Source organism: Nonomuraea sp. NBC_00507 (assembly GCF_036013525.1).
In the GTDB taxonomy this organism is placed as follows: domain Bacteria; phylum Actinomycetota; class Actinomycetes; order Streptosporangiales; family Streptosporangiaceae; genus Nonomuraea.
In genome coordinates, this window is the sequence record NZ_CP107853.1 from 3472631 (window position 1) to 3495400 (window position 22770).

The 22770-nt window shown below is 69.5% G+C and carries 24 protein-coding genes; 17 read left to right on the plus strand and 7 right to left on the minus strand.

The genetic code is table 11. The features are described 5' to 3' along the window. Window positions 1-77: 77 nt before the first annotated feature. The 3 genes from OHA25_RS17495 to OHA25_RS17505 all read left to right on the plus strand — a co-directional run bounded on the left by OHA25_RS17495 (window position 78) and on the right by OHA25_RS17505 (window position 2364). Window positions 78-926, plus strand: coding sequence for a TIGR02569 family protein (locus tag OHA25_RS17495; RefSeq protein ID WP_327588631.1), 849 nt, complete (start codon window positions 78-80; stop codon window positions 924-926). A 92-nt stretch (window positions 927-1018) separates the two neighbouring features. Next, on the plus strand, window positions 1019-1669 hold the full coding sequence (locus OHA25_RS17500) for a hypothetical protein (protein ID WP_327588632.1): 651 nt from the start codon (window positions 1019-1021) through the stop codon (window positions 1667-1669). Window positions 1670-1995: 326 nt separating this feature from the next. Continuing rightward, entirely contained in the window at window positions 1996-2364 is a 369-nt protein-coding gene (locus OHA25_RS17505; protein ID WP_327588633.1) for a nuclear transport factor 2 family protein, read from the plus strand. Window positions 2365-2418: 54 nt separating this feature from the next. Here OHA25_RS17505 and OHA25_RS17510 read toward each other — a convergent pair whose 3' ends face one another. Further along, complete coding sequence (locus OHA25_RS17510; RefSeq protein WP_327588634.1) at window positions 2419-3642, minus strand: alpha/beta hydrolase fold domain-containing protein; 1224 nt, start codon at window positions 3640-3642, stop codon at window positions 2419-2421. A gap of 109 nt (window positions 3643-3751) precedes the next feature. On the opposite strand from OHA25_RS17510, the gene OHA25_RS17515 reads away from it, so the two are divergent. Genes OHA25_RS17515 through OHA25_RS17525 form a run of 3 tightly spaced genes read left to right on the plus strand, consistent with a single transcriptional unit; the run spans window position 3752 to window position 6108 of the window. Continuing rightward, entirely contained in the window at window positions 3752-4783 is a 1032-nt protein-coding gene (locus OHA25_RS17515) for an alpha/beta hydrolase fold domain-containing protein (protein WP_327588635.1), read from the plus strand. Then, window positions 4780-5700, plus strand: coding sequence for an NAD-dependent epimerase/dehydratase family protein (locus tag OHA25_RS17520; protein ID WP_327588636.1), 921 nt, complete (start codon window positions 4780-4782; stop codon window positions 5698-5700). Before OHA25_RS17515 ends, OHA25_RS17520 begins: the two co-directional genes overlap by 4 nt. Window positions 5701-5724: 24 nt before the next feature. Continuing rightward, a complete protein-coding gene (locus OHA25_RS17525; RefSeq protein ID WP_327588637.1) occupies window positions 5725-6108 on the plus strand; it encodes a PPOX class F420-dependent oxidoreductase in 384 nt (127 codons plus the stop codon). Window positions 6109-6215: 107 nt separating this feature from the next. Here OHA25_RS17525 and OHA25_RS17530 read toward each other — a convergent pair whose 3' ends face one another. Both OHA25_RS17530 and OHA25_RS17535 read right to left on the minus strand, forming a co-directional pair. Next, window positions 6216-6374 carry a hypothetical protein gene (locus OHA25_RS17530; protein WP_327588638.1) on the minus strand — a complete coding sequence of 53 codons (159 nt, stop codon included), beginning with the start codon at window positions 6372-6374 and terminating at the stop codon, window positions 6216-6218. 16 nt (window positions 6375-6390) lie between these two features. Then, window positions 6391-6963 (minus strand): dihydrofolate reductase family protein, encoded by a 573-nt coding sequence (locus OHA25_RS17535; RefSeq protein ID WP_327588639.1) that lies wholly within the window; start codon window positions 6961-6963, stop codon window positions 6391-6393. 72 nt (window positions 6964-7035) lie between these two features. Here OHA25_RS17535 and OHA25_RS17540 point away from each other — a divergent pair, with 72 nt between their 5' ends. Then, window positions 7036-7608, plus strand: a complete 573-nt coding sequence (locus OHA25_RS17540) for a TetR/AcrR family transcriptional regulator (RefSeq protein ID WP_327588640.1) — start codon at window positions 7036-7038, stop codon at window positions 7606-7608. A 201-nt stretch (window positions 7609-7809) separates the two neighbouring features. On the opposite strand, the gene OHA25_RS17545 is transcribed toward OHA25_RS17540, so the two are convergent. Next, entirely contained in the window at window positions 7810-8811 is a 1002-nt protein-coding gene (locus tag OHA25_RS17545; protein ID WP_327588641.1) for an NADP-dependent oxidoreductase, read from the minus strand. Window positions 8812-8962: 151 nt separating this feature from the next. On the opposite strand from OHA25_RS17545, the gene OHA25_RS17550 reads away from it, so the two are divergent. The 6 genes from OHA25_RS17550 (at window position 8963) to OHA25_RS17575 (ending at window position 16663) form a co-directional block, all read left to right on the plus strand. Next, window positions 8963-12004: a BTAD domain-containing putative transcriptional regulator gene (locus tag OHA25_RS17550; RefSeq protein ID WP_327588642.1), complete on the plus strand. Its 3042-nt coding sequence runs from the start codon at window positions 8963-8965 to the stop codon at window positions 12002-12004. A 68-nt stretch (window positions 12005-12072) separates the two neighbouring features. Further along, entirely contained in the window at window positions 12073-12972 is a 900-nt protein-coding gene (locus OHA25_RS17555; protein ID WP_327588643.1) for a zinc-binding dehydrogenase, read from the plus strand. Between the two features lie 120 nt (window positions 12973-13092). Continuing rightward, complete coding sequence (locus tag OHA25_RS17560) at window positions 13093-14076, plus strand: phosphotransferase family protein (RefSeq protein WP_327588644.1); 984 nt, start codon at window positions 13093-13095, stop codon at window positions 14074-14076. A 212-nt stretch (window positions 14077-14288) separates the two neighbouring features. Next, on the plus strand, window positions 14289-15464 hold the full coding sequence (locus tag OHA25_RS17565) for an MFS transporter (RefSeq protein WP_327588645.1): 1176 nt from the start codon (window positions 14289-14291) through the stop codon (window positions 15462-15464). A gap of 262 nt (window positions 15465-15726) precedes the next feature. After that, window positions 15727-16278 (plus strand): TetR/AcrR family transcriptional regulator, encoded by a 552-nt coding sequence (locus OHA25_RS17570; RefSeq protein WP_327588646.1) that lies wholly within the window; start codon window positions 15727-15729, stop codon window positions 16276-16278. Next, window positions 16262-16663 (plus strand): DUF5360 family protein, encoded by a 402-nt coding sequence (locus tag OHA25_RS17575; protein WP_327588647.1) that lies wholly within the window; start codon window positions 16262-16264, stop codon window positions 16661-16663. Before OHA25_RS17570 ends, OHA25_RS17575 begins: the two co-directional genes overlap by 17 nt. Window positions 16664-16722: 59 nt before the next feature. Here OHA25_RS17575 and OHA25_RS17580 read toward each other — a convergent pair whose 3' ends face one another. Further along, window positions 16723-17427: a TetR/AcrR family transcriptional regulator gene (locus OHA25_RS17580; RefSeq protein WP_327588648.1), complete on the minus strand. Its 705-nt coding sequence runs from the start codon at window positions 17425-17427 to the stop codon at window positions 16723-16725. Between the two features lie 322 nt (window positions 17428-17749). Between OHA25_RS17580 and OHA25_RS17585 the strand changes: the two genes are divergently transcribed. Further along, window positions 17750-18712 (plus strand): alpha/beta hydrolase family protein, encoded by a 963-nt coding sequence (locus OHA25_RS17585; RefSeq protein WP_327588649.1) that lies wholly within the window; start codon window positions 17750-17752, stop codon window positions 18710-18712. A gap of 98 nt (window positions 18713-18810) precedes the next feature. After that, the gene (locus tag OHA25_RS17590; RefSeq protein ID WP_327588650.1) at window positions 18811-18975 is read left to right on the plus strand and encodes a hypothetical protein; all 165 of its coding nucleotides are present in this window, start codon (window positions 18811-18813) and stop codon (window positions 18973-18975) included. A gap of 39 nt (window positions 18976-19014) precedes the next feature. On the opposite strand, the gene OHA25_RS17595 is transcribed toward OHA25_RS17590, so the two are convergent. Beyond that, window positions 19015-20328: an alpha/beta hydrolase family protein gene (locus tag OHA25_RS17595; RefSeq protein WP_327588651.1), complete on the minus strand. Its 1314-nt coding sequence runs from the start codon at window positions 20326-20328 to the stop codon at window positions 19015-19017. Window positions 20329-20700: 372 nt separating this feature from the next. On the opposite strand from OHA25_RS17595, the gene OHA25_RS17600 reads away from it, so the two are divergent. Then, window positions 20701-21900, plus strand: coding sequence for a sensor histidine kinase (locus OHA25_RS17600; RefSeq protein ID WP_327588652.1), 1200 nt, complete (start codon window positions 20701-20703; stop codon window positions 21898-21900). After that, a complete protein-coding gene (locus OHA25_RS17605; RefSeq protein ID WP_327588653.1) occupies window positions 21897-22586 on the plus strand; it encodes a response regulator transcription factor in 690 nt (229 codons plus the stop codon). Before OHA25_RS17600 ends, OHA25_RS17605 begins: the two co-directional genes overlap by 4 nt. Here OHA25_RS17605 and OHA25_RS17610 read toward each other — a convergent pair. Then, the gene (locus OHA25_RS17610; protein ID WP_327590994.1) at window positions 22529-22699 is read right to left on the minus strand and encodes an ArsR family transcriptional regulator; all 171 of its coding nucleotides are present in this window, start codon (window positions 22697-22699) and stop codon (window positions 22529-22531) included. The two genes, OHA25_RS17605 and OHA25_RS17610, sit on opposite strands and share 58 nt — an antisense overlap. Window positions 22700-22770 lie beyond the last annotated feature (71 nt).

Consider the following 22770-nt stretch of genomic DNA (forward strand, 5'->3'; position numbering starts at 1 on the left):
CGTCGCTGGCGCGGTGGGGCGTCAGTCGCCGCCATTGCGCCACGAACCCGTCACCCAACGACTCTACGATCTTAAACGTGACACCTTCAGTTTCGCGCCCCCCAGAAGCGGTACTGACAGCATTCGGCATCCGCGCTGATCCAGTGGTATTACCAGGCGGCAAGGGCGGCACCTGGCGAGCTGATCAGGTGGTCCTTAAGCCCGTGGAGTTCTTGGCGGAGACGCTCTGGCGAGCGGAGGTGCTTGCCGCCCTGCCCGACTCGGCCGAATTCAGAATTGCCCGCCCCGTTCGGACCTTGGACGGGACATGGGTGATCGACGGTTGGGAGGCGTCTCGGCTCATCGAGGGCGTCCCGGATGTCGGGCGTCAGGATGACGTGCTGCGCGCCGGCATCGCCTTTCACACAGCCATCGCGAGCCTGCCCCGTCCTGAATTCTTGGACCTCCGCGACGACCCCTGGTCCATCGGTGACCGTGTCGCATGGGAGGAATTGCCCATCCAGGCATGCCCGCTGGCCCTGAACCTGCTGGAGCCGCTGGTGCGCGCTCGCCGCCCGGTCAATCTCGCCTCGCAAGCGGTTCATGGGGATCTACCCGGCAACGTGCTGTTCGCGGACGGCCAGCCACCAGCGATCATCGATTGGCCCGTTTACTGGCGCCCCGCATCATGGGCGGCAGCGGTCGCGGTGGTCGATGCATTGTGCTGGTATGGCGCTTCACCCGAGTTGGCCGCCCGGTGGTCGCATCTGCCGGCCTGGGGCCAGATGCTGATCCGTGCTCTGATCTACCGGATTGCCACCCACGAAACGGCATTCGGCTCCTCCGGATGGACACCCGACCAGGTTGCGGCATACCTGCCCACCATCAATCTCGCTGTTGTCTATGCCGACCACGGTGTCGACCCCGCGCATCCCCGCAGTCCATGACCGACGCCCGATACGGCCGAAACGATAAGACTCCCCATCTCCTTCCAACACGCTGCGTGACGATGCCCCGAGCAGATTGAGAGGTGTGAATCGTGGGCTCAACAGGGTTGTGGGTGGTCGGTGCCATCCCTGATGAAGAGGCCCGGACACTACCGGATCGCTACATCCATCTCCTACAGTCAGGCGACCGGGACAGGCCGCCGGATTTTCGCGAGACGCTTGCGTGGTGGTCGAACGGCGGTGACCAAGAGCCCTTCTTCGAGCACCCCGCGGACCCTCACGGCCCTTTGATACCCACGCCGACCGCCCGGCGATTCGCGGACTTCATCGACGACGCCAACGCGCCTACCGAGGCGACGGAAGCCATGCGGGACGCGAGCATGACGCTCATGCCCGAGGCGGAGGGCGCCGGTCTGTTCGTCGCGACTGCCCGCAAGGCGAACCCGGCGGCAGCCCTGTGCTACGGCCTCGGCGCAGAACGATCAACGATGTTCCCTGGCTGGTTTGGCGACTTCCTCCTGTCCGCTGAGGACGTTCGGACCGCCTTGCCTCGAGCTGAGGAAGCCCTCTTCCTCTCCACCACACAGCGAAGCGAGGTCCTCAGCCGGATCACCGCCTGGATGACCGCCATGGGCGACGCCCCCGACTTCGATGCGGCGGAGCTCATTGACGCGCCGCTGCGGGTTCTTCAGTTCGCCGCGGAGACCGGATCCGGCGCCACCGCATTCAGCCGCTGGTACTGACTGCGGATCCCGTGACCGGCTCCCGAACGCACGAAGCGTGTCATCGCCCATCCCACGTGGGTGCGTAACGTCACAAGATCAGTGACGAGGACTACGACTGGCAAGCCGCCATGCTTGCGGGACGCAGCACGGTGAACCCCCGACCGCTCGGCTGGGAAACGATCTTCGCCAGGGCATCATCGTCGGTGCTCAACTACTCCCCGAATTCAGGGTCAGTTGTCGAAGTGATGTCGAGAACGCTCTGGCCGCTCCGACCTTCCTACCGAGGGAACCGCCGGTTCGCACAGCGGCGCCTCATGGACGACACCCGATTCGAAGGAGCAGGCATGTCACGGAACATCGAGACCGTCAACACTTACCTGGACGGTTTCCGCAAGAACGATCACGAGCAGATCCTGTCCTGCCTGACCGACGACATCGAGTGGACCGTCTTCGGCGCCTTCCACCTGACCGGCAAAGACGCCTACGACAGGGCCATCGACGGCCCGCCCGAACTCATCAACCCTCCCCACCTGGAGGTCGTGCGCATGGTCGAGCAGGGCGATGTCGTCATGGCGGAACTCACCGGGACGGTGAAGCGAGTCGCGGGCGGGGAGATGCGCATGTCCATGGCGGAGGTGTTCGTCATGCGCGACGGCAAGATCGCCGAGCGTCGTGCCTGGGTCATCGAGCTGAAGGAGAACGACTACCGCTGACGGAAGGAGCTCGATCACGGGCGGCCCGGCTCGGGGAAGGTCGTTGGCATTACCTCAGCCGGCTACGCGGCGGACGAAAGCGCCCGCTCGTTCCAGCGCGTCTGCGGCCTCCGGCAGGAACGACCAGAAGTAGTGGAAAACGTGGGCGGACACCGGATAGAGCTCGAGCCGCGCGTCGACGCCGTACGACCGGGCCCTTTCCGTGAGCCGGTGGGCGTCGCCGGCCAGCGGGTCGCCGGTGCCTGCCTGCAGGAGCATCGGCGGCAGGCCGGACAGGTCCGCGGTGAGCGGGCTGACCCGCGGGTCGCCGGGATCGTGACCGGCCAGGTACGCGGCCGCGAACCGGCGTAGCTGCCGAGGATCGATGCCCGGCTGTGGCTCCTGCTCATCGGGCGCTCGCACGTCGCCCGTCAGGTCCACCCACGGGCAGAGGAGCAGGACCCGGCCGGGCTGTGGCAGCTGCTGCTCTTTGAGGGTCATCAGCAGGGAGAGGACCAGCCCGGCGCCGGCGGAGTCACCTCCAACGGTGATCCCGGCCGCGGGAGTCCCGGTGTCCAGCATCCACGTGTACGCGCGTAACGCGTCGTCGACGGCCGCCGGGAACGGATGCTCCGGCGCCAGCCGGTAGTCAGGCACCAGTATGCCGACACCGGCCGCGAGCGAGAGCGCCCCGCCCAGCGGGCGGAACCCGAAGGCAGACCCGGCCACGTACGAGCCGCCGTGCAGGTGCAGCAGGGTCGGCGGGCAGTCCGCCACCTCGGCCACCGCCAGGGCCGGCACCCCGCCGGCGTTGACCGGCCGTACGCCGATCCCTTCCGGCAGCGTGAGTCCGGCGTGGAAGTCCTCCACCGCGGCGCGGAACTGCTGGATCCCGGCGCCGGCGCGGAACAGGTCGTCGAGCGGCCGCCAGGCCTTGGCGGCCCGTTCGGCCAGCTCACCGCCCACCGATCGGGTCGCCGAGATCGCGTCGTCGAGATCGCTCAGCAGGCGCCGCGCCCGGTCCAGCAAGGCGTCGCCGGCCAGCGTGAGCTCCACCCGGTGCGTCGAGCGGCGCAGCAGGTCGCTGCCGACCAGCCGCTCGAGCATACGGATCTGTCTGCTCAGCGCCGGCTGGGACAGGTAGAGGCGGGCGGCGGCCCGGCCGAAATTGAGCTCGTCGGCGACCGCCACGAAGGCCCGCAGGTGCCGCAGCTCGATCGCGTCGGGCGCGGCAGGCAGCGGCAGCACCCGCTCGGGCGGCTGGTCTTCCTCGTCCCGTTTCAGCCCGTCGACGGCCATGTCGGCATTATCCACCCGCCGCGGCCGCCGCCGGTGATGCTTGGTCGGCAAGACTGCCATGCACCATCGGTCTTTCCCCTGACGACCGTGCCGATGCGAGCCTCTACCCATGCCCGATCATCCAGCCGTACGGCTGGTCGCGGACACCCGGCTGCGGGGTGTCGCCGGGCCGCTGCCGGTCCGCACGTACTGGCCGGCGGCGACCCGGACCGCGCCGATGCTGGTGTTCCTGCCGGCCGACGGCATCGAACGCGCGGATGCGCTCTGCCGCGCCGTGTGCTCGAGTGCCGGGGTGGTGGTCTTGTGCGTGTCGTACCGGAAACCGCTCTGGCCGGACGGGCGGTGCGACGCCATCCTGGCCACCGAGTGGGCCGCCGACCACGCCCGCGAACTGGACGCCGACCCCGATCGCCTGCTGCTGGCCGGCGAAGGCGTCGGCGCCGAGCTGGCTGCGGCCGTCGCCTCGCACGCACGCGAGCGGGGATGGCCGCCGCTGGTCCACCTGGCGATCGACCCAAGCCAGCTGATCAACAGCGAAAGGAAAGACATGAGCAAGGTCATCAGCGCCCACGCCGTCTCGGTCGACGGCTACATCACCGGCCGCAACCCCGGCCCCGGACGCGGCCTCGGCGAGGCGAACATGCTGTTCGACTGGTACTTCAACGGCGACACACCCAGCCAGACGTTCGACGGATTCACACTCAGCGAGCCCAGCGCCCGCCTCTTCGACACTCTCGCCGGACGCGTGGGCGCGATCGTGGCCGGCCGCAACACCTACGACGACTCCGACCACTTCGGAGGCGGCAGCCCACACCCGACAGCCCGGCTGATCCTTCTCAGCCACCGACCGGCCCCAGAAATCACCGAACGGCAGACGCTGGTCACCACCGGCATCGAGGACGCGGTCGCGGCTGCCCGCCAGGCCGCCGACGGCAAGGACGTCGGCCTCATGGGCGGCGGCGTGCTGGCCTCCGCGATGGAAGCGGGCCTCGTCGATGAGGTGATCCTCCACCAGGTGCCCATCCTGCTCGGCGGCGGCCGCCCCTTCTTCCAGACGCTCCCGAAACACGTGCACCTGCGCCTGGTGGAGTCCATCCCGGCCCCCGGCGTGACCCACCTCCACTACGAGGTGGCCCGATGATCCTCATCACCGGCGGGCTGGGCATGATCGGCGCCCACACCGCCCGCGCGCTCGCCGACCTCGGACACCAGGTCGTCGTCACCACGCACCGCCGGACCCAGGTCCCGTCGTTCCTCGCCGGCCGGGTCACTGTGGAACCCCTCGACGTCACCGACCGGAACGCCTTCCTCTCCCTCGCCGACCGCCATGACATCAGCGACATCGTCCACCTCGCCGGCACCATCCCCGACCAGGACCCGGTCGGCTTCTTCCGTACGGACACGACCGGCCTGCTCAACGCGCTGGACGCCGCCCGCACCTGGGGCGTCCGCAGGTTCGCCGTTGCCGGCAGCCTCGGCGTGTACATCGGCCGGACCGAGACCCGCTGGCACGAGGAACTCGCACTGCCCACCGCGGACCTGCCGCACCTGATCGTCGCCTTCAAGAAGGCCGTCGAGCCACTGACCACGCACAGCCTCCAGGGCACCGGGGTCCAGCCGGTCGTCTTGCGGATCGGGAGCATCTGGGGACCGCTGATGGACCCGGAATCACCGTTCAACCCCATCCCGCCGTACATCAACGCCGTGCTCCGCGGTGAGCAGCCGCAGTCGCTGTACGCCGACGACGGCGGCGACAGCTGCTACGCACCCGACGCCGGGCGCGCGATCGCCCTGCTGATGACCGCGCCGACCCTGCGGCACACCACCTACAACGTCTCCAGCGGCCGGCCCTTCACCAACCGCGAGCTCGCCGACGCCCTGCAGGCGATCACCCCCGGCTCGCGGCTCGACCTCCTGCCCGGACGGCAGAGCGGCCCCGGCGCCAACCCCTACCTCGATATCACCCGGCTCACCCACGACACCGGCTTCACCCCGACCTTCGACATCGCCAAGGCGGTCGCCGACTACGTCGCCTGGCGCGCCGACAACCCCCGCTGACAACCCCGCTGAAGGAGCACCCCCATGCTTGACCCCGACGTGCGCCGCGTCCTCGACGGCACCTCGATCGCGCACCTGGCCACCGTCTTGCCGGACGGCTCGCCGCACACCACTCCCGTCTACGTCGGCACCCAGGGCGACCGAATCGTCTTCTTCACCGGCCCGGGTATGCGCAAAGCACGCAACCTGCGCCGTGACCCCCGGCTGGCGCTGTCCATCGCGCCCGTCGACAACCCGTTCGAGCCGGTTGTCGTCCGTGGAAAGGCCGTCGAATGGCTCGAGGGCGACGCGGCGTGGGAGATCATCGACCAGCTGGCCACGAAGTACACCGGTGCGCCCTACCCTCGAGGGCAAGAGCGCGTCGTGGTCGTGATCGAGCCCGAGCGGCAAACCGTCGGAGTTGGCTGAGCAGCCCCAGTCCGTCCCGAGGAGAGCGCGCCCGTCGCCGAGCCTGACGGGATCCCGTCCGATCGATTGATCGGACGGAATCTTGGTCGTTGTGAGCGCCGACTCGCTCAGTACCCGCTGCGGCGAGGGGCGGCGGTCGGGCGGCGGGAGGGATTGGTCCGGCCCGTGGGCTTGAGGTCGCGCGCCGGGTGTTCGTGCCGGTGCGGCGATCGGGCCTGGCGGTTGGTCTTGGCCTGGTCGTTCAAGGCTGAGAGTTTGATATGCATGCTTCCTCCTGCGGTTCTAAGCCCTGGTGAGCCAGGTGACCTGGGCGCCGTTGTCGAAGGACTCGCGCTGGGTGGGGGTGAACAGGGTGGGGCGGAACTGTCCGGAGAACATGGGGATGCCCGTGCCCGCCACCACGGGGTAGCTCTTGAGGATGATCTCGTCGATCTCCGGGAGCAGGGAGGCGGCGAGCCTGCCGCCGCCGCAGAGATAGATGTCCATGGCGGTGTCCTCGGCCTTCAGCCGCCGGATGAGCTCGATCGGGTCGCCCGTTTCCACCTGCACCGTGGGGTCGTCGATCGTCAGCGTGCTGGAGACGACGTACTGGCGCAGATGGGAGTACGGGCTGGTGGTGGGGACGTCCAGGGCCGGCTCATAGGTGCCGCGGCCCATCACCAGGGTGTCGAAAACTTTGTTGGGCACGCCGTCGAGGCCGACCAGCTTGCGGATGTGAGTGGGGAGCGTCTCGGGGTAGCGGGCGTTGATCCAGGCGGCCATCTGGTCCGACAGGGGGTAGAAGTCGATCTCGGCGTTGGGGCCCGCGATGTAGCCGTCGAGTGAGACGCCGACGTAGTAGACAAGCTTCCGCATACTGATCAACTCCTGATGTAGTACTCTGTTTGGAGTGGTTTGAACGTAGTACTACATCTGGAGTGGTGTCAAGTGCGGAGCAATCCCGAGCGGCGGCAGGCGCTGATCGACGCGGCCATCGAGGTGTTGGCCAGGGAGGGGGCGCGGGGGCTGACCTTCCGGGCCGTCGATGCGGAGGCGGCGGTGCCCCCGGGCACGGCTTCCAACTACTTCGCTAACCGCGACGACCTGTTCACCCAGGTCGGCGGACGCATCTATGAGCGGTTGCTGCCCGACGAGGCCACAATCGCCCGCAGCCGGGAGGGCGTGCAGGACCAAACCCGCTATTCCGAGCTCATGCATGAACTGGTGGATCGGGTCTCCGCCTTCAACTCCGGCTACCTGGCCCTGCTCGAGCTCCGGCTGGAGTCCACTCGGCGCCCCGAGCTGCGCGCCGTGCTGACCAAGCGCATCCGCGAGGACATCGACGCCAACATCGGCTACCACGCCGCCTCGGGTCTGCCCGGCGACTCGACCTCGGTGGTGCTCCTCTACCTCGCTCTGAACTGGCTCATCGTGGAGCGGCTGACGCTGCCCGACATCTTCAGTGAGCAGGAGATCCACGAGCTGGTGGACGCCGCCGTGCAAAGATCGCTGAATGCCTGACGTGTAAGGCCACCCGAGGGAACCCCACCAGGGCCGTTCTTGAAACGGCCGGGGAGCAGGTGCCCGGGCGATGTCAGGCCGCTGTCGGCGCTCGTGGCGAAGGTGAGCTCGCCGCCGGACTCGTAGCCGTACCAGATGGGCACCGCCGTTCCTCGACCCGTTGGATGGGCTGGGAAAGCGGCAGGTCAGGCGCCACGTGTCTCAGAGCCTCACCAGCATCTTGCCGACGTTGCCGCCGCGCATCATGTCCATAAAGGCAGAGGGCGCCCGCTCGATGCCCTCGGCCACGGTCACCTCGGTGTACAGGGAGCCGTCGGCCAGCCAACCGGCCGCCTTCGCGATCCATTCCGGGAACAGGTGGAAGTAGGAATTGATCAGCATGCCGCGCAGAGTGGCGTCCTTGGCGGCCAGGATGAACAGGTTGCCCGGGCCCGGCACCGGCTCGGTGGCGTTGTAGGAGCTGATCGCGCCCACCATCGCGATCCTGCCGCCGTGACGCAGTGCGTCGATGGCCGCCACCAGGTGGTCGCCGCCGACGTGGTCGATGTAGACGTCGATGCCGTCGGGGGCGGCCTCGGCGAGTTGCTCGGCGAGCGAACCGGCGCGGTAGTCGATCGCGGCATCGTAGCCGAAGTCCTGCACGAGCTTCTTGGCCTTCAGCGTCCCGCCTGCGGAACCGATCACGCGGGAGGCGCCGAGCTTGCGGGCGAGTTGCCCGGCGATGCTGCCCACCGCCCCGGCCGCCGCCGAGACGAGGACCACGTCGCCCTCCCGCACGGGGGCCACCTGGGTCAGGGCCGCGTAGGCGGTCAGCCCGGTGGTCCCTAGCGCGCCGAGCCACGCCTCGGCGGGAGCCAGGGCGAGGTCGGCGACGGTGACGGCCGCGGCGTCCACCGCGGCGTACTCGCGCCAGCCCAGGAAGTGCACGACGGTCGCGCCCACCGGGATGTCAGCCGAGCGTGAGGCCACGACCTCGCCGATCGCCGAGCCGTCCAGAGGTTCGCCGAGCTGGAACGGCGGCAGATAGGAATCGGCGTCGTGCATCCGCTCGCGCATGTAGGGATCGACCGACATCCAGGTGTTGCGAACCAGGACCTGGCCTTCGGCCAGTTCGGGCAGCGCGGTGGTGACCAGCTCGAAGTTCTCTGTGCCTGGCTCGCCGAAGGGGCGGGCGGCCAGGTGGATCTCACGGTTCACGGTCATGGGGGTGCTCCTCACTCGTGGTGCCTCTGTTTCGGGCCCCACTCTTGACGGGGGCGCGCACGATCGGCTGGGGGTTCGCTGCGGGTACCGTGACCGGGTGCGATTCGGTGTGCTTGGCCCCCTATGCGTATGGACAGACGACGGGCGGCATGTGCGGGTCCCCGAGGCGAAGGTCCGGGCACTGCTCGCCGACCTACTGGCCCACGAGGGACGTCCGGTGTCGGCGGACCGCTTGGCCGAGGACCTGTGGGGGGACAATCCTCCGGGCAACCCCGTCAACACGTTGCAGACCAAGGTGTCCCAGCTGCGCCGCGCCCTGGAGCAGGCGGAGCCGGGAGGTCGCGAGCTGGTGGCCTTCCAGGCGCGGGGCTACGTCCTGCGCGCCGACGACGTGGACGCCGCCCGTTTCGTCGCGCTGCTCGACCGCGCCCGCGCCGCCACCGATCTGCGGGCGAAGGCGGAGCTGCTGGCGGATGCGCTGGCCCTGTGGCGCGGTCCCGCCTACGCCGACTTCGGCGACGAGGAGTTCGCCCGTACCGCCGCCACCCGTCTGGAGGAGCAGCGCCTGACCGCGCTGGAGGAGTGGGCGGAGGTACGGCTGGAGCTGGGCGAGCACAGCCTGGTGACCGACGAGCTGGGCGAGTTGGTGGCCGCGCACCCGCTGCGTGAACGCCTGCGCGCCGCCCACCTGCGCGCGCTCTACCGGTCGGGACGTCAGGCAGAGGCGCTGGCCGGGTACGACGACCTGCGGCACCGGCTGGCCGACGAGCTGGGCCTCGACCCCGGACCCGAACTGGCCGCGCTCCACCAGGCGATCCTGCGCCAGGATCCCTCGCTCGCGCCCCCGCGCCCGCGCACGAACCTTCCCGCTCCCCTGACCGGACTGATCGGCCGCGAGCTGCCCGTGGCCGAGGTCGGTGCCCTGCTCGGCTCGGCGCGTCTGGTCACGCTGACCGGTCCGGGCGGTGTCGGCAAGACCAGACTCGCCCTGGCGGTCGCGGACCTCGCCGTCGACGCCTTTCCCGACGGGGTGTGGCTGGTCGAGCTGGCGGGCACTTCGGGCGAGACAGCGACCGTGGCCGAGGTGGTGGCCGCCGAGCTGGACGTCCGCGACGACACGGCGACCGGTTCGCGTCCCGGGGTGCGCCCGGCCGGCCTGGCGCACCGGCTCGCCGACGCCTTGCGCGGCCGCCGGCTGCTGCTCGTGCTGGACAACTGCGAGCACGTGGTCGAACCGGTCGCCGAGCTGGTGGACCTGCTCCTGCGGGCCGCCCCCGACCTGCGCGTGCTGACCACGAGCCAGGAGCCGCTGGCGCTCCCGGGGGAGACGCTGTACGTGGTGCCGCCGCTCGAGCTTCCGGCGCCCGGAGCCGATCCGGCGCTGGCCGCCTCCGTGCGGCTGTTCGTGGCCCGTGCTGCGGCCGCCGCGCCCGGGTTCGTGCTGGACGAGGTGAGCGCGCCCTCAGTGGCGGCGATCTGCAGGAGGCTGGACGGCCTGCCGCTGGCGCTGGAACTGGCCGCCGCCCGGGTACGCGCGCTGGGCGTGCGCGGGGTTGCCGACCGGCTGGACGACCGCTTCCACCTGCTCACCGTCTCGGGCCGGGGACGGCCTGCCCGCCAGCAGACCCTGCGCGCGGTGATCGACTGGAGCTGGGAGCAGCTCACCGAGCAACAGCGGCTGATCCTGCTACGGCTTGTCGTTCACCCGGGAGGCTGCACGCTGGAGGCAGCCGAGGCGGTGTGCGCCGGCCCCGGACTGGACCCTGGCCTAGACGTCGCAGACCTGCTGGACCAGCTGGTGGCCAGGTCGATGGTCGAGTCCTCCGACGGGAACCGCTACCGGCTGCTGGAGTCGATCTCCGCCTACTGTCTGGAACGGCTCGCCGACGGCGACCCCGTCTTCCAGCGCCGCGACCTCTACTACACCGAGCTGGCCGAGCAGGCGAGGCCCCACCTCTATGGTCCCGCCCAGCGCCCATGGCTGGACCGTCTGGACACCGAGGCGCCCAACCTGCGGGCCACCCTCGAGCACACCACCGACCACGTGCTGGCACTGCGCCTGGTCGACGCCCTGGCGTGGTACTGGTACCTGCGCGGCAGACACCGCGAGGGCCGCGCCTCCATCGCCACGGCCATGGCGCTGCCCGGCGCGGAGTGCTCCAGGACGGCGGCGTGGGAGGCCGGGTTCGCGATGCTGACCGGCGACGGCACCGACCTGCTGCTGCGCAGCCGTGCCGCAGCGCAGGCGCTGGACGCCCGCGACGCACGATCACGCTGGTTCCTGGCCTTCGCGCACCTGAGCTTCGGGGACGCCGCCACCGCCGAGGGCCTGCTGACGGAGGCGCTGGCCGGATTCCGCGCCGTCGGCGACCGCTGGGGCGAGGCGGCGGCGCTGGCGGGCCGCGCCAAGCAGGCGATGTTCCAGGGCGACCACGCCCTCGCCGAGCGGTCCGGCACCCAGAGCCTGGCGATCTTCGCTGAGCTGGGCGATGGCTGGGGACGGCTGCAGGCCTCTGACATGCTCGGCTACCTCGCCGAGATCACCGGCGACTATGAGCGGGCCGCCCGCCTGCACCGCGAGGGCCTGCGCATCGCCGAGGACCTGAGGCTGTGGACCGACGCGTCCTATCGGCTGTCCGGCCTCGGCCGGCTCGCCCTGCTGACCGGGGACATGGACGGATCCCGGGAGCTGCATGAGCGGGGAATGCGCCTGGCGGCCGAGCAGTCCAACAGCTTCGCCGAGGAGTTCGCCCGGGTGGGCCTCGGCCTCGTGGCCCGCCGCGCCGGCGACCTCGACACCGCGGAGCGGCTCTTCCAGCAATCAATGGCCTGGAATCGCCGCCTGGAAGCCGACTACGGCGTGCCCTTCTACGGGATGACGCTGCTGCTGGCCGAGCTCGGTTTCATCGCCGAACAGCGCGGCGACCTTGCCACGGCCAGGTCGCTGCACCTGGAGGGGCTCGCCACGGCCCGAGAGGTCGGCGATCCGCGGGGCATCGCCCTGGCCCGGGAGGGGCTGGCCGGGGTCGCGGCGGCCGAGGGTGCCTACGAGGAGGCCGCGGCCCTGCTGGGTGAGGCCACCGCGCTCAGGGAGTCGGTCGGCGCACCCCTGCCGCCCGCGGAACGCGGCGACGTCGACCGGATCACCGCCGCCGTCCGCGCAGCGCTGGGCGGGGAGGCGTCCGTGCGCTGACCCCCAGCCGATCGTGCGCGCGTTCCGTCAGGGTCGTGCCCGTCACCCACTGATGGAGGAGTAACGCGATGCGAGCCCTGACCTTCAAGCCGGACCTCTCCTTGGATGTCGTGCCCGACCCGGTGCCCACGCCCTCCCAGGCGCTCGTCCAGGTTGCGGCGTTCTCGCTCAACTTCGGCGAGATCGCCTACACAAGCGCGAACGTCCGGCCCGGGCACGTGCCGGGCTGGGATGCCGCCGGGGTGGTCGTCCAGGCCGCCGCCGACGGTTCGGGCCCTGCCGCCGGCACCCGCGTGGTCACTTTCGGCTGGTCGGGGGCCTGGGCGGAGCTGCGCGCCGTGGACACCGCCGAGCTGGCCGTCGTTCCCGCCGCCGTCGACCTGGGGCCGGCCAGCGCCCTGCCGGTCGCCGGAGTCACGGCGCTGCAGGCGGTCCGCCGGCTCGGGCCGGTGGCGGGCCGCCGCGTCCTGGTCACCGGGGCGTCCGGCGGCGTCGGCCGCTTCGCCGTACAGCTCGCCGCCCGTGCTGGAGCGCATGTCGTCGCCTCCGCCGGCAGCCCCGCCCGCGCGCGGGGCCTGCGTGAACTGGGCGCCGCGGAGATCGTCATCGGTCCGGAGAACCTGAAAGGCCGCGTGTACGGCGTGCTGGACAACGTAGGCGGGCGGCAGCTCGCGCAGGCGTTCTATCGGCTGGAGGACGACGGCGTGGTGATGGCCATCGGACGGGCGGCCCGCGAGGCCACGGTCATCGACTTCGAGCTCGCGGGCACGCGATCGGCGCGGGGGCGGATCGAGAACTTCAACGTGACCACGCCGTTCGGCCCCGACCTTGCTCACCTGGTCGGACTGCTGGCGGCCGGCGAGCTGGACGTGCAGGTCGGCTGGCGCGGGCCGTGGGACAAGGCGATGGAGGCCGCCGATGCCCTGATAGCCCGCCGCGTCGCCGGAAAAGCGGTCCTCGACGTATGACCACCGAGCCGTGCTGCGTACTGTGCTGTCGCCGGGCGCGACCTGGCTCCACCCGTTAACTCGATTGCGAGGCACCGCCGGCTCAGGGACCATGGTCGGTCGACGTGACGAAAGGCGATCATGACACGAGCGTTCCTGCAGCCGGACGATGTGCGCGACCTTGTGGCGGAACAGCTCGGCGCTGGTCGGCGACTGACTGCGCTGGACCGACTGACCGGCGGCAGCAAGAAGGGCGTCTACCGTCTCGGTCTGGACGACCAGACGACCGTGATCCTCTACGTATGGGCGGCCGGGGAGAACTACTGGCCGCCGTCGCCGGCCGTCCCTGATGACCCGTTCACCGACGCCTCTGGAGCGGAGCTGTTCGCCGTCAACCACGCGGCCCTGGCCGCCGCAGGTGTGCGAACCCCACGGCTGCTGATGCTCGACCGCGGCAGCCGCTACCTCGATGCCGACGTCGCACTGGTCGAGGACGTCGGTGCGGTGAAGCTCGAGGCGTTGATGGAAGACGATCCGGCTGCGGCTGCCATGCCGCTGTCCAGGCTCGGTGACGCCTTGCGCCGCATGCACACCACGCTCGGCCCGACGTATGGCAAGCTCGCCGCTATCAACCGCGGCGAGGCGTCCCAGGCCCGACGCACCGAGGACATCATCGTGGACCGGGCGCTCGGCCACCTCGACGCCGTGGCGACCCGCGACGCCCGGGTGGAGGAGGCGCATGACCAGATCGCCGGACATGTGCGTCACCTTCGTGGCGCGGTCACGGCACGCGAGACATATGGGCTGGTACACGGCGAACTGGGACCGGATCACGTGCTCATCACGCCCGCGGGCGAACCCGTCATGATTGATTTCGAGGGCCTGACCTACTTTGACGTCGAGTGGGAACACGCCTGGCTGCAGATGCGCTTCGGCGAGGCATATCCAGTGCTGCGTCCGGTCGATCTCGACCCCCACAGGTTGGAGCTCTACCGGTACGCGCACGTGCTGTCGCTGATCGAGGGCCCGCTACGGATCGCGGACACCGACTTCCCCGATCGGCAATGGATGCTGAACCTAGCCGAGTGGAACATCACCAAGGCGCTGGCCGCCGTCAACAGCTGACGGCGGCGGTGGTCTGGGCCGGTCCGTCGACGGAGCCGACCTCCTCTTCCACCGCAGCCCGACGGCGATCGGCAATTTGTGGAGGACTGCAGCCTCGCGGGCCTACCGGACGTCGTCGCGGCGACGGTTGCGTCCGAAACGTGCCAGTGCCCGCTGCTGCACCACTGATTGGCTGTGTTCGCAGTCCACTCGCACCTGCCTGAACGGGAACGATGTCTACCACCACGCTCGCCCGGCCCCGCTCGCCCTTCATCAGCTGGCTCGCGGTCTCCTCGCTCATGCTGGGCATCTTCTCCATCGTCACCAGCGAAATCCTGCCCATCGGCCTGCTGACCGCCATCGGCGCCGACTTCGGCATCTCCGACGGCGCCACAGGGCTGACCATGACACTGCCCGGCGTCGTCGCGGCGGTCGCCGCACCCACCGTCACACTGACCACCGCGCGCCTGGACCGCCGCGTGATGCTGTGCGTCCTCATGGCGGTGCTTGCCGCCGCCGACGTGCTGGCCGCAGTGGCGACCTCCTACTGGGTCATGCTGATTTCCAGAGTGCTCGTCGGCCTCACCATCGGCGGCTTCTGGTCCATCGGGTCAGGGCTGGCCGCCCGCCTGATGCCGCCGCACGCCGTCGGCACCGCCACCGCTGTGATCTTCTCTGCCGTGCCGCTGGGCTCCGTGCTCGGCGTACCGGCCGGCACCTTCATCGGCAACCTCGCCGGCTGGCGAACCGCCTTCCTGGTCCTGGCCGCGCTGGCCATCCTGGTCCTGGGCGCCCTGCTGACGCTGCTGCCGCCACTGCCCGCCCACCAGGTCACCAGCACTCGCGTCCTGCTCGACCTGCTGCGTACCCGAGGGGCCAAAACCGCCCTGCTGGCCACCTCTCTCATCGTCCTGGCCCATTTCGGCACCTATACCTACGTCACGCCCTTCCTCCAGGACGTCACCGGCCTGCATCCCGCAACCGTCGGCGCCGTCCTGCTGGCGTACGGCATCGCCGGAATCGCCGGCAACTTCCTGGCCGGCAAGGCCACCGCCACACGCCTGCGAGCCGCTTTCGCAACCTGCGGCTGCCTGATCGCGGCCACCACCCTGCTGCTGCCCTTGATCGGCGGCACAACCGTCGGCGCCGTGGTGTTGCTCCTGGTCTGGGGCCTGGCCTACGGAGGCGTGCCCGTCTGTTCGCAGGCATGGTTCATCACCGCCGCCCCTCACACGCCCGAAGCCGCCACGGTCATCTTCACCTCCTCCTTCCAGGCGACCTTCGCGCTCGGCGCGTTCCTCGGCGGACGCGTCGTCGACGCCTTCTCGGTCTCCACCGTGATGATCTGCGGCGGGCTGACCGCTCTGCTCATGGCGGTATCCCTATGGTCACTGCCCCAATCCCGCTAAGCCGGCGCCTCGCATCCCGCAGCCGACAGGAGCCCTTCCTTCATCCCAGCTCAATCACACCCGTGAACACCCCACCCAGCTCAAAGGCCGTTTCCGTGATCACAAAGGATTTGGTCGCCGAGGCCAGCGGCTGGGATGGTCCCGGGAGTGTCGTCTGCGAGTGAGTGTCCGCGGACAGGAACGGGCTCCTGACCAGAGCGGTGTTGTCAAAGCAGGAGGGCTCGCTCCGAAACTGTACCGGCCGACCGGTATAGTTTCCGGTATGTCACGACCAAGCTCGAAGGACCGTCTCCTCGACGCCGCCGCTGACGTGCTGCTGTCGCAGGGAGGTGAGTCGCTCACTCTCGAAGCCGTCGCCAAGCGGGCCGGGGTCTCCAAGGGCGGACTGTTCTACCACTTCCCCACAAAACATGCCCTGGTCGGAGCCATGGTCGACCGGCTGACCAAGGCCTTCGAGGACGCGCTCGCTCAGGCGGGCACCCACCCGGGCGACTTCTTGCGCGCCTATGTCGAGGCGACCATCCCCGAGCGGCACACCACCGCCACGGTGCCTACCGACCGCGTCACCGCTGCGCTGCTTGCCGTGATGCTCGTCGACCCGGCGGAGCTCGAGCCGTTGCGTGCGCGGTTCGCCGCCTGGCAGGCCAGGCTCGCCGACGACGGCATCGACCCCGCAGCGGCGACAGCCGTACGGCTGGCCGTGGACGGGTGGTGGGCGGCCAGGCTGCTTGGGCTCGGCCCTCCTGGACCTGACCTGCATGACGGGACCCGCCGCTACCTGATGGAGGCTATCGACCGTGCTGCGCGCGACTAAGGGCCTGATGCTGGTCACGGATGTCGGCTTCGTGGTCTATTTCGGCGTCACCGGTCTCGGGCTGATCCCGCTGGAATGGGCGTTCGCTGACTACGCCAACCCGCTGATGGTCGACTGGAACTGGTCATTCCTCTGGATCGACCTGCTGGCCAGCGTCACCGGGCTGACCAGCCTGTGGCTCCTGCGCCGCGGCAGGGCGAGCGGTTCGTCACTGATGCTGGTCTCGCTGGCGCTGACCATGGCCTCAGGGCTCATGGCGATCGCGTTCTGGACGTTGCGGGTAGACTTCTCACTCGCCTGGTGGATACCGAACCTCTACCTCATGCTCTTCCCCGTTCCCGGGATCATCTGTCTGACGAGCCAACCCGTTGGGAGTCGCGCATGATCTCTCAGGGCGTCGCGACGGTACGGTGTGCCGAGGGGCAAAGGGCACGACCTGAGCGACTAGCGGCCGTCAGCTGATGGCGATCCATTCGCGCGGGCCCTGTCCTTTGGGCGGTGGGAGTCGTGCGTCGGGCGCGCATCGGCGCCGTAACGCAGTCCGTCGATGAGGAGCGCGACCATGCGCTGGCTGTACGCGACTCCCTCGTCCTCCACGGGCAGGCACAGATGGGAGACGGCGTACAGGAGCTCCTTGGGGCTGATGTCGGCGCGGATCTCGCCGCCGGCGGCGGCTGCTTGGAGTAGCGACCCGAGGGCGGGTCCGAGGCGTTGCATGAAGTAGCCGGGCAGGGCGTCGAATGCCGGGTCGCCGGAGTGCAGGGCTGTGGCGAGTCCGCGTTTGGCCGCGAGGAACTCGGTGTAGCGGTGGAGCCACTTGGCCAGTGCCACCACCGGCTCGTGCGCTGCGGCCAGCGCCGGGGCGGCGTCGGCGCAGGCATCCACCTCGCGCTGGAACACCGCTTTGACCAGGTCCGAGCGCTGGGGGAAGTGCCGGTACAGCGTTCCGACGCCGACGCCGGCCAGATCGGCGATCTCTTTTGCGGGGGCGTCCACGCCCGAGGTGCCGAAGACGGTCTTGGCTGCGTCAAGCAAGGAGTCGATGTTGCGTTGCGCGTCGGCGCGCAGCCGGCGCGGCGCTCCTTCACGCGCGCCCGGACCCGCAGCGCCGGTCGAGTCGTCCCTGGCCGGGGTCGTGTTCTCGGTCACGTCACTCCTTCGCTTGCTAACCGGAATACTTTTCCGTATAGTTCCGGAATAGCTTTCCGCTTCGGTTCAGGGTACGGCACCGACAGAGTGCTCACCACACTTCGACCACAACTTCAGGAGACGCCGTAGGTGATGCCGCACCCTCGGCCGGACCGGCATCGAGGTCAGTCCCTACGCGCTCGGCGCCAATGATGCTCGGGGCGGTCGGCAACCCCGACCACGACGACTCGATCCGCGGGCGCATCGGCAGCGCCCGCCGTGCCCCGAGAACCCGGGATGGTCGTCAGAGATCAAAGCAACCTTATGAGAGGAGATGTGTTGTATGAGCACGCCGTTCAATGAAGCAGCCGGTATTCCCGTCAGCGATCCCACCCCCGTCGCGACCTTCAGCCCCGTGGTGCTGCCGGTCCCTGGCCGGATCGTGGATCTGCAGATCAAGGTCTCCGCGCCCGCAACGGGCAGCGATCTGCCCGTGATTCTCCTGTCACACGGCCACGGCCCTTCGAACTTCGTGTCATCCCTCCATGGCTACGGGCCCGTCGCGAATTTCTGGGCAGCTCACGGTTTCGTCGTGATCCAGCCCACTCACTTGGACTCGATGACACTGGGACTGCGTGAATCGGACGACCCAGAGGCGCCGCTGTATTGGCGGTCCCGAGCCGAGGACATGCGCTACATCCTCGATCACCTCGACCAGATCGAGGCTGCTGTTCCGGGGCTCAGCGGACGCCTGGACCTGAGCCGGATCTCCGCAGTTGGGCATTCAATGGGCGGGCATACGGTAGGCATGTTGTGTGGTCAGAGGGTCACCGATCCGGCCGACCGGACGGAAGTGGATCTGACCGACGCCCGGGTCAGGGTGGGTGTGCTGATGGCCCCGCCAGGCAACGGTGAGGACCTCGCCGCATTCGCAACCGAGCACTACCCGATCCTGGGGACCAGCAGCTTCGCCAAGATGACAACGCCGGCCCTCGTCATCGTTGGTGAGAACGACTGGCACCCCAACTTTTCCGAACGCAAGGACTGGCGCGCTGATGCGTACTTCCTGAGCCCCGCCCCCAAGAGCCTGCTGACGCTGTTCGGGGCGGAGCACGGCCTTGGCGGGGTGTCCATGTACGACGCGGCGGAGACGACCGACGAGAACCCCAAACGCGTGGCCGCGCTGCGGGCGCTCGTCTGGGCTTACCTCCGCACCGCGCTGTACCCCGGCGACTCCGCCTGGGCGGATGCGACTGCCGCGCTACTGAGCATGCCCGGCCCGTTGGGCAGGGTCGAATCGAAGTGAACCCCTGAGGCGCCCATCTCGTCCGCCAGGACCGGGGTGCACAACTGCCCGTGACGCACTCGTGCTCCACGATCAGGTCGCCCGACGGATGCTCGACCTTGAACACGGACTTGGCCGTGGAGTCCGTCGCCTCGAAGCCGACCATCTCGATGTGCCCGGTGCCGCTGCCCGGCAGGCCGGAGATGCCCCGCCCGGCGTGGGCCCAGGTCGAATACCTGCCCGGGCCGACCTCCCAGTGCACCTTCGCGGGCGGATCGAGGTAGGTCGGGCTGCGGCGGCCTTGCACAAGCGATCCAGGCGGTCTAAGCGCAGGTCTTCTGCTCGACGTCACACCGTTTGACCTCGGGGTAGCGTGTCGACGGCTCTTGAAGAAGCGGCTGCGGCCTGCCGCGAAGATGCTGGTCGAAGAAGGCCGCCACGTACGCGCGGGTGATCTCCAGCGAACGCACGGGGGGTAGGTCGGTGTTGCGGTAGATGCCGATCTGTTCGGCCAGCACGGAGATGTCGGTGAATGAGGCGTGCTCTGCCCCCGCCACCACGAGCCAGCGCTTCCATCCCGTCAGGTTCTGCCAGGCCTGCTCCCACGAGGCATCCCTGCCACCTGGGCTGTGTGTCGCCTGCGCACCCAGGAAGAGGAACGGCCGCGACAGTCCGCTCTCGGGTACGGGGACGATCGCGGTGCCGTCCATGTTCATCCCGGCGCGGAGCCTGGAGTCCTTGAGCATGGCCCCCACGGCGCTCGCGCCGCCTGCCGAGTGACCGGCCATCGCGATCCTGGAGGGGTTGATCAGCCTGGCGCCCTTCCAATGGGGCTGCGCGCGCGTGAGTTCGTCGAGGACGAAGGAGACGTCGGCCGCTCGGGTCGCGCCCACCTTGCCCCAGAATGCCGGGTCCTTCTTCTCGACCTCGCAGGCCACACAGGTGGTGACCCGTCCGTCGGGGAAGCTGGTGGCGATGTTCTCGTACGTGTGGCCGATGACGGTCACCACATAGCCTCGGCTCGCCAGGTCCTCGGCCAGTCCGGTGAGCGAGCTCCGGGGCTTGGTGAAGCCAGGGGAGAGCACCACGAGCGGCAGTCCGCGTCGGCGACCGGCGGGTTTGGCGTCGCTGATGGCGTTGGTCCGCGTCTTGCTGAGCAGGTCGAGCGGCAGGTCGGTGATCTCCCCGTCTTTCAGGGTGAGCTCTGATTCCTTGGGCGTCATGTACGGGGCCCGTTTCCCGCTGCGGGATTTCGCCGGGTACCACAGGGAGACCATGAGTTCCCTCGCCTTCACGCTGGGAACCCAGGGGTCGGCGCGAGAGGTGTCCTTGAGATACAGGGAGACGGTGCCGATTGGCTGGGATCCGGTCGGTTTGGGGATGTACGGCGTGCCGATCCGGGTGGACGGCGGATCGGCGGGTGCGGATGAGGTGGAGCCGGGCGACGGCCGGCGCGAGGGGGCGTCGGACACGGCCGGGCTGGACGCGGATGCCGAGGCGCAGGAGGTGGCGGCCACGAAGGCGAGCAGGGCCGCGACAGCGGTGGCGCCTCGGCCGATGCGGCGGGCCGGCGTCGATCTGCCGGCGCCGGTGCCCTGCCCTGAGGCCGGCGTTTCCCGTCCAATCACATGATCCATGAACTGTCCTTCGTGGTCGGGGCGGCCGCCTCGACGCGTTATCGCGGGCGGCGGCCGGTGGCGGCAACGACGCTAGGGCGCGGCGAGATCCGTCCGCGTCGGCTGTCACGCCGATATCCACGCCCTCTCAGGGAGGACTCCTCCGCCGTGTCATCCCTGCGATGTACTCCTGGGGGAGGTCGGACGCGGTCACCGGGGCTGACGCGGGACGTGCCGTGCAATCGGGACAATGCACCAGTGACAGTGAGCAAAGGACGTGGATGGTGGCAGTTGGGTCTGGATGCGCTGCGCCCCGCGCGGAAACCCACCCGGCCTTCGCACCGGTCGCTCCTTGTCGACCTGTTGCTCGCGATCGTCTTGACCGTTGTCGCAGTGGCCGCGACGGCGGGCACCGTAGACAGTCCCCATCGCGTCGACGAGCAGCCGCCCTCCCTGCTGGAGCCCTTGCAACTGCGGCCCCCTCCCCAGTCACGAAGCAGCGATGCGCCGCCCGACCGCCTGATACAGCCCGGCACCCCCGCCGACAACCAGGAGGGCCCCCTTCCGCTCCTGGTGGTCCTGACGGCGCTGCCGTTGGCGGTGCGGCGGCTGTACCCACTGATCACCTTCTGGGTGGTGCTGGCCGCCGCGTTGGCCACCCACGACGACGCGACGTGGATCACCGTGCTGACGTTCGCCATTGCCGCCTATGGCGCCGTGGCCCACAGCCGTCACCGGGTGCCGGCCATCGGCGGACTCGTCCTCGCCGCCGTCCTGGCAGGCACCGCCTTCCAGGACTCCGTCCCGGCGTTGCCGAGCTGGATGGGGCCGTTCGTGGTGCTGCTGAGTGCCGGAGTCGCCGCCGGTGTCGTCCGCTCCTGGCGGCAACAGCTCGACACCGGCCGCCGTCGGTTCGCTGAACTACAGCGCGCACAGGAGGAGGCCATGCGCCAGGCCGTCCAGGAGGAGCGCTCCCGGATCGCCGGTGAACTCCATGATGTCGTCACCCACAATGTGAACGTGATGGTGATCCAGGCAGGAGCGGCGCGCAAGGTGATGGACACGGCCCCGGACCGGTCGAAGCAGGCCATGCTGGCGGTCGAGGCCAGCGGCCGGGCCGCCATGGCCGAACTCCGCCACGTCATGGGCCTGCTCGCCGGCCATGAAAGCGAACGGGCGGCCGGCAGCGCCGACGGGCTCGAACCACAACCGGGGCTCGACCAACTCGACTCCTTGATCGAACGGGTTCGCGCAGCGGGTGTGCCGGTCAGCATCGAGATCTCCGCGCCGCCCGGCCCGCTGCCACCCGGGGTGGACCTGGCCGCTTACCGTGTCGTTCAGGAAGCGCTGACCAACACGATCAAGCACGCGGCCGGTGCGACGGCGTCCGTCACGATCGGCCATTGCGGCGACTGGCTGGAGATCGAGGTCACCGACACCGGCGGCAGACAGACGGCGCGCGCCGCAGACGGCCAGGGCCGAGGCCTGATCGGGCTGCGTGAGCGGCTCGCGCTCTACGGCGGCGCCCTGCAGGCCGGGCCGCAGAGCGGCGGCGGCTACCAGATCAAGGCACGGGTTCCGTGGACCACGTGAACAGGCCTCTGCGCGTGGTCATCGCCGACGACCAAGCGCTGGTACGCAGCGGGTTCGGCATGATCCTCGCCGCGGACGGCATCGAGGTGGCGGCTGAGGCGGCCAACGGAGTCGAAGCCGTCGCCGCCGTCCGGCGTACCCGGCCTGACGTCGTGCTCATGGACATCCGGATGCCGCAGATGGACGGACTCGAAGCCACTCGGCAGATCATGGCAGAAGGCGCGGACGAGACCCGCGTCCTCATTTTGACCACGTACGACCTCGACCACTACGTCTACGCCGCCCTCACCGCGGGGGCCAGTGGGTTCCTGCTCAAGGACGTCACGCCCGAACACCTGGTGGCCGCGGTGCGTCTGGTGCGCGCGGGTGACGCCCTGCTCGCGCCGACGATCACCCGCCGCCTGGTTGAACGGTTCGCCCCTCGTGATGAGGCCAAAGCAGCCGTACACCGGGATCTGTCGGAGTTGACACCCCGGGAGCTGGAGGTGTTGCGCCTGCTCGCCACCGGGCTGAGCAACGGCGAGCTCGCGGAGCGACTGAGCCTCAGCCCGACGACGGTGAAGACTCATGTCGCCCGCATCCTGTCCAAGCTCGGCCTCAGGGACCGGGTTCAGGCGGTCGTGCTCGCCTACGAGACCGGGTTGATCGCGCCTGGCTCGCCCGTCGACGGGCCCGCCAGGGAGTAGGCGTGGGCCGTGGTAGCTCGCGACCGCGTCGCCCCGCGCGCGACCAGCCTGCTCTCGCGCAACACGCCGAGGTGCTGTGACACCGCGCTGGGTGTGACGCCGAGCGCCACCATGGCCGTGTCAAGGCGCTGCACGACTCGGAAAACGATCACTTCCAGCCCTTCCTGGTCCAGGCTCGACAATC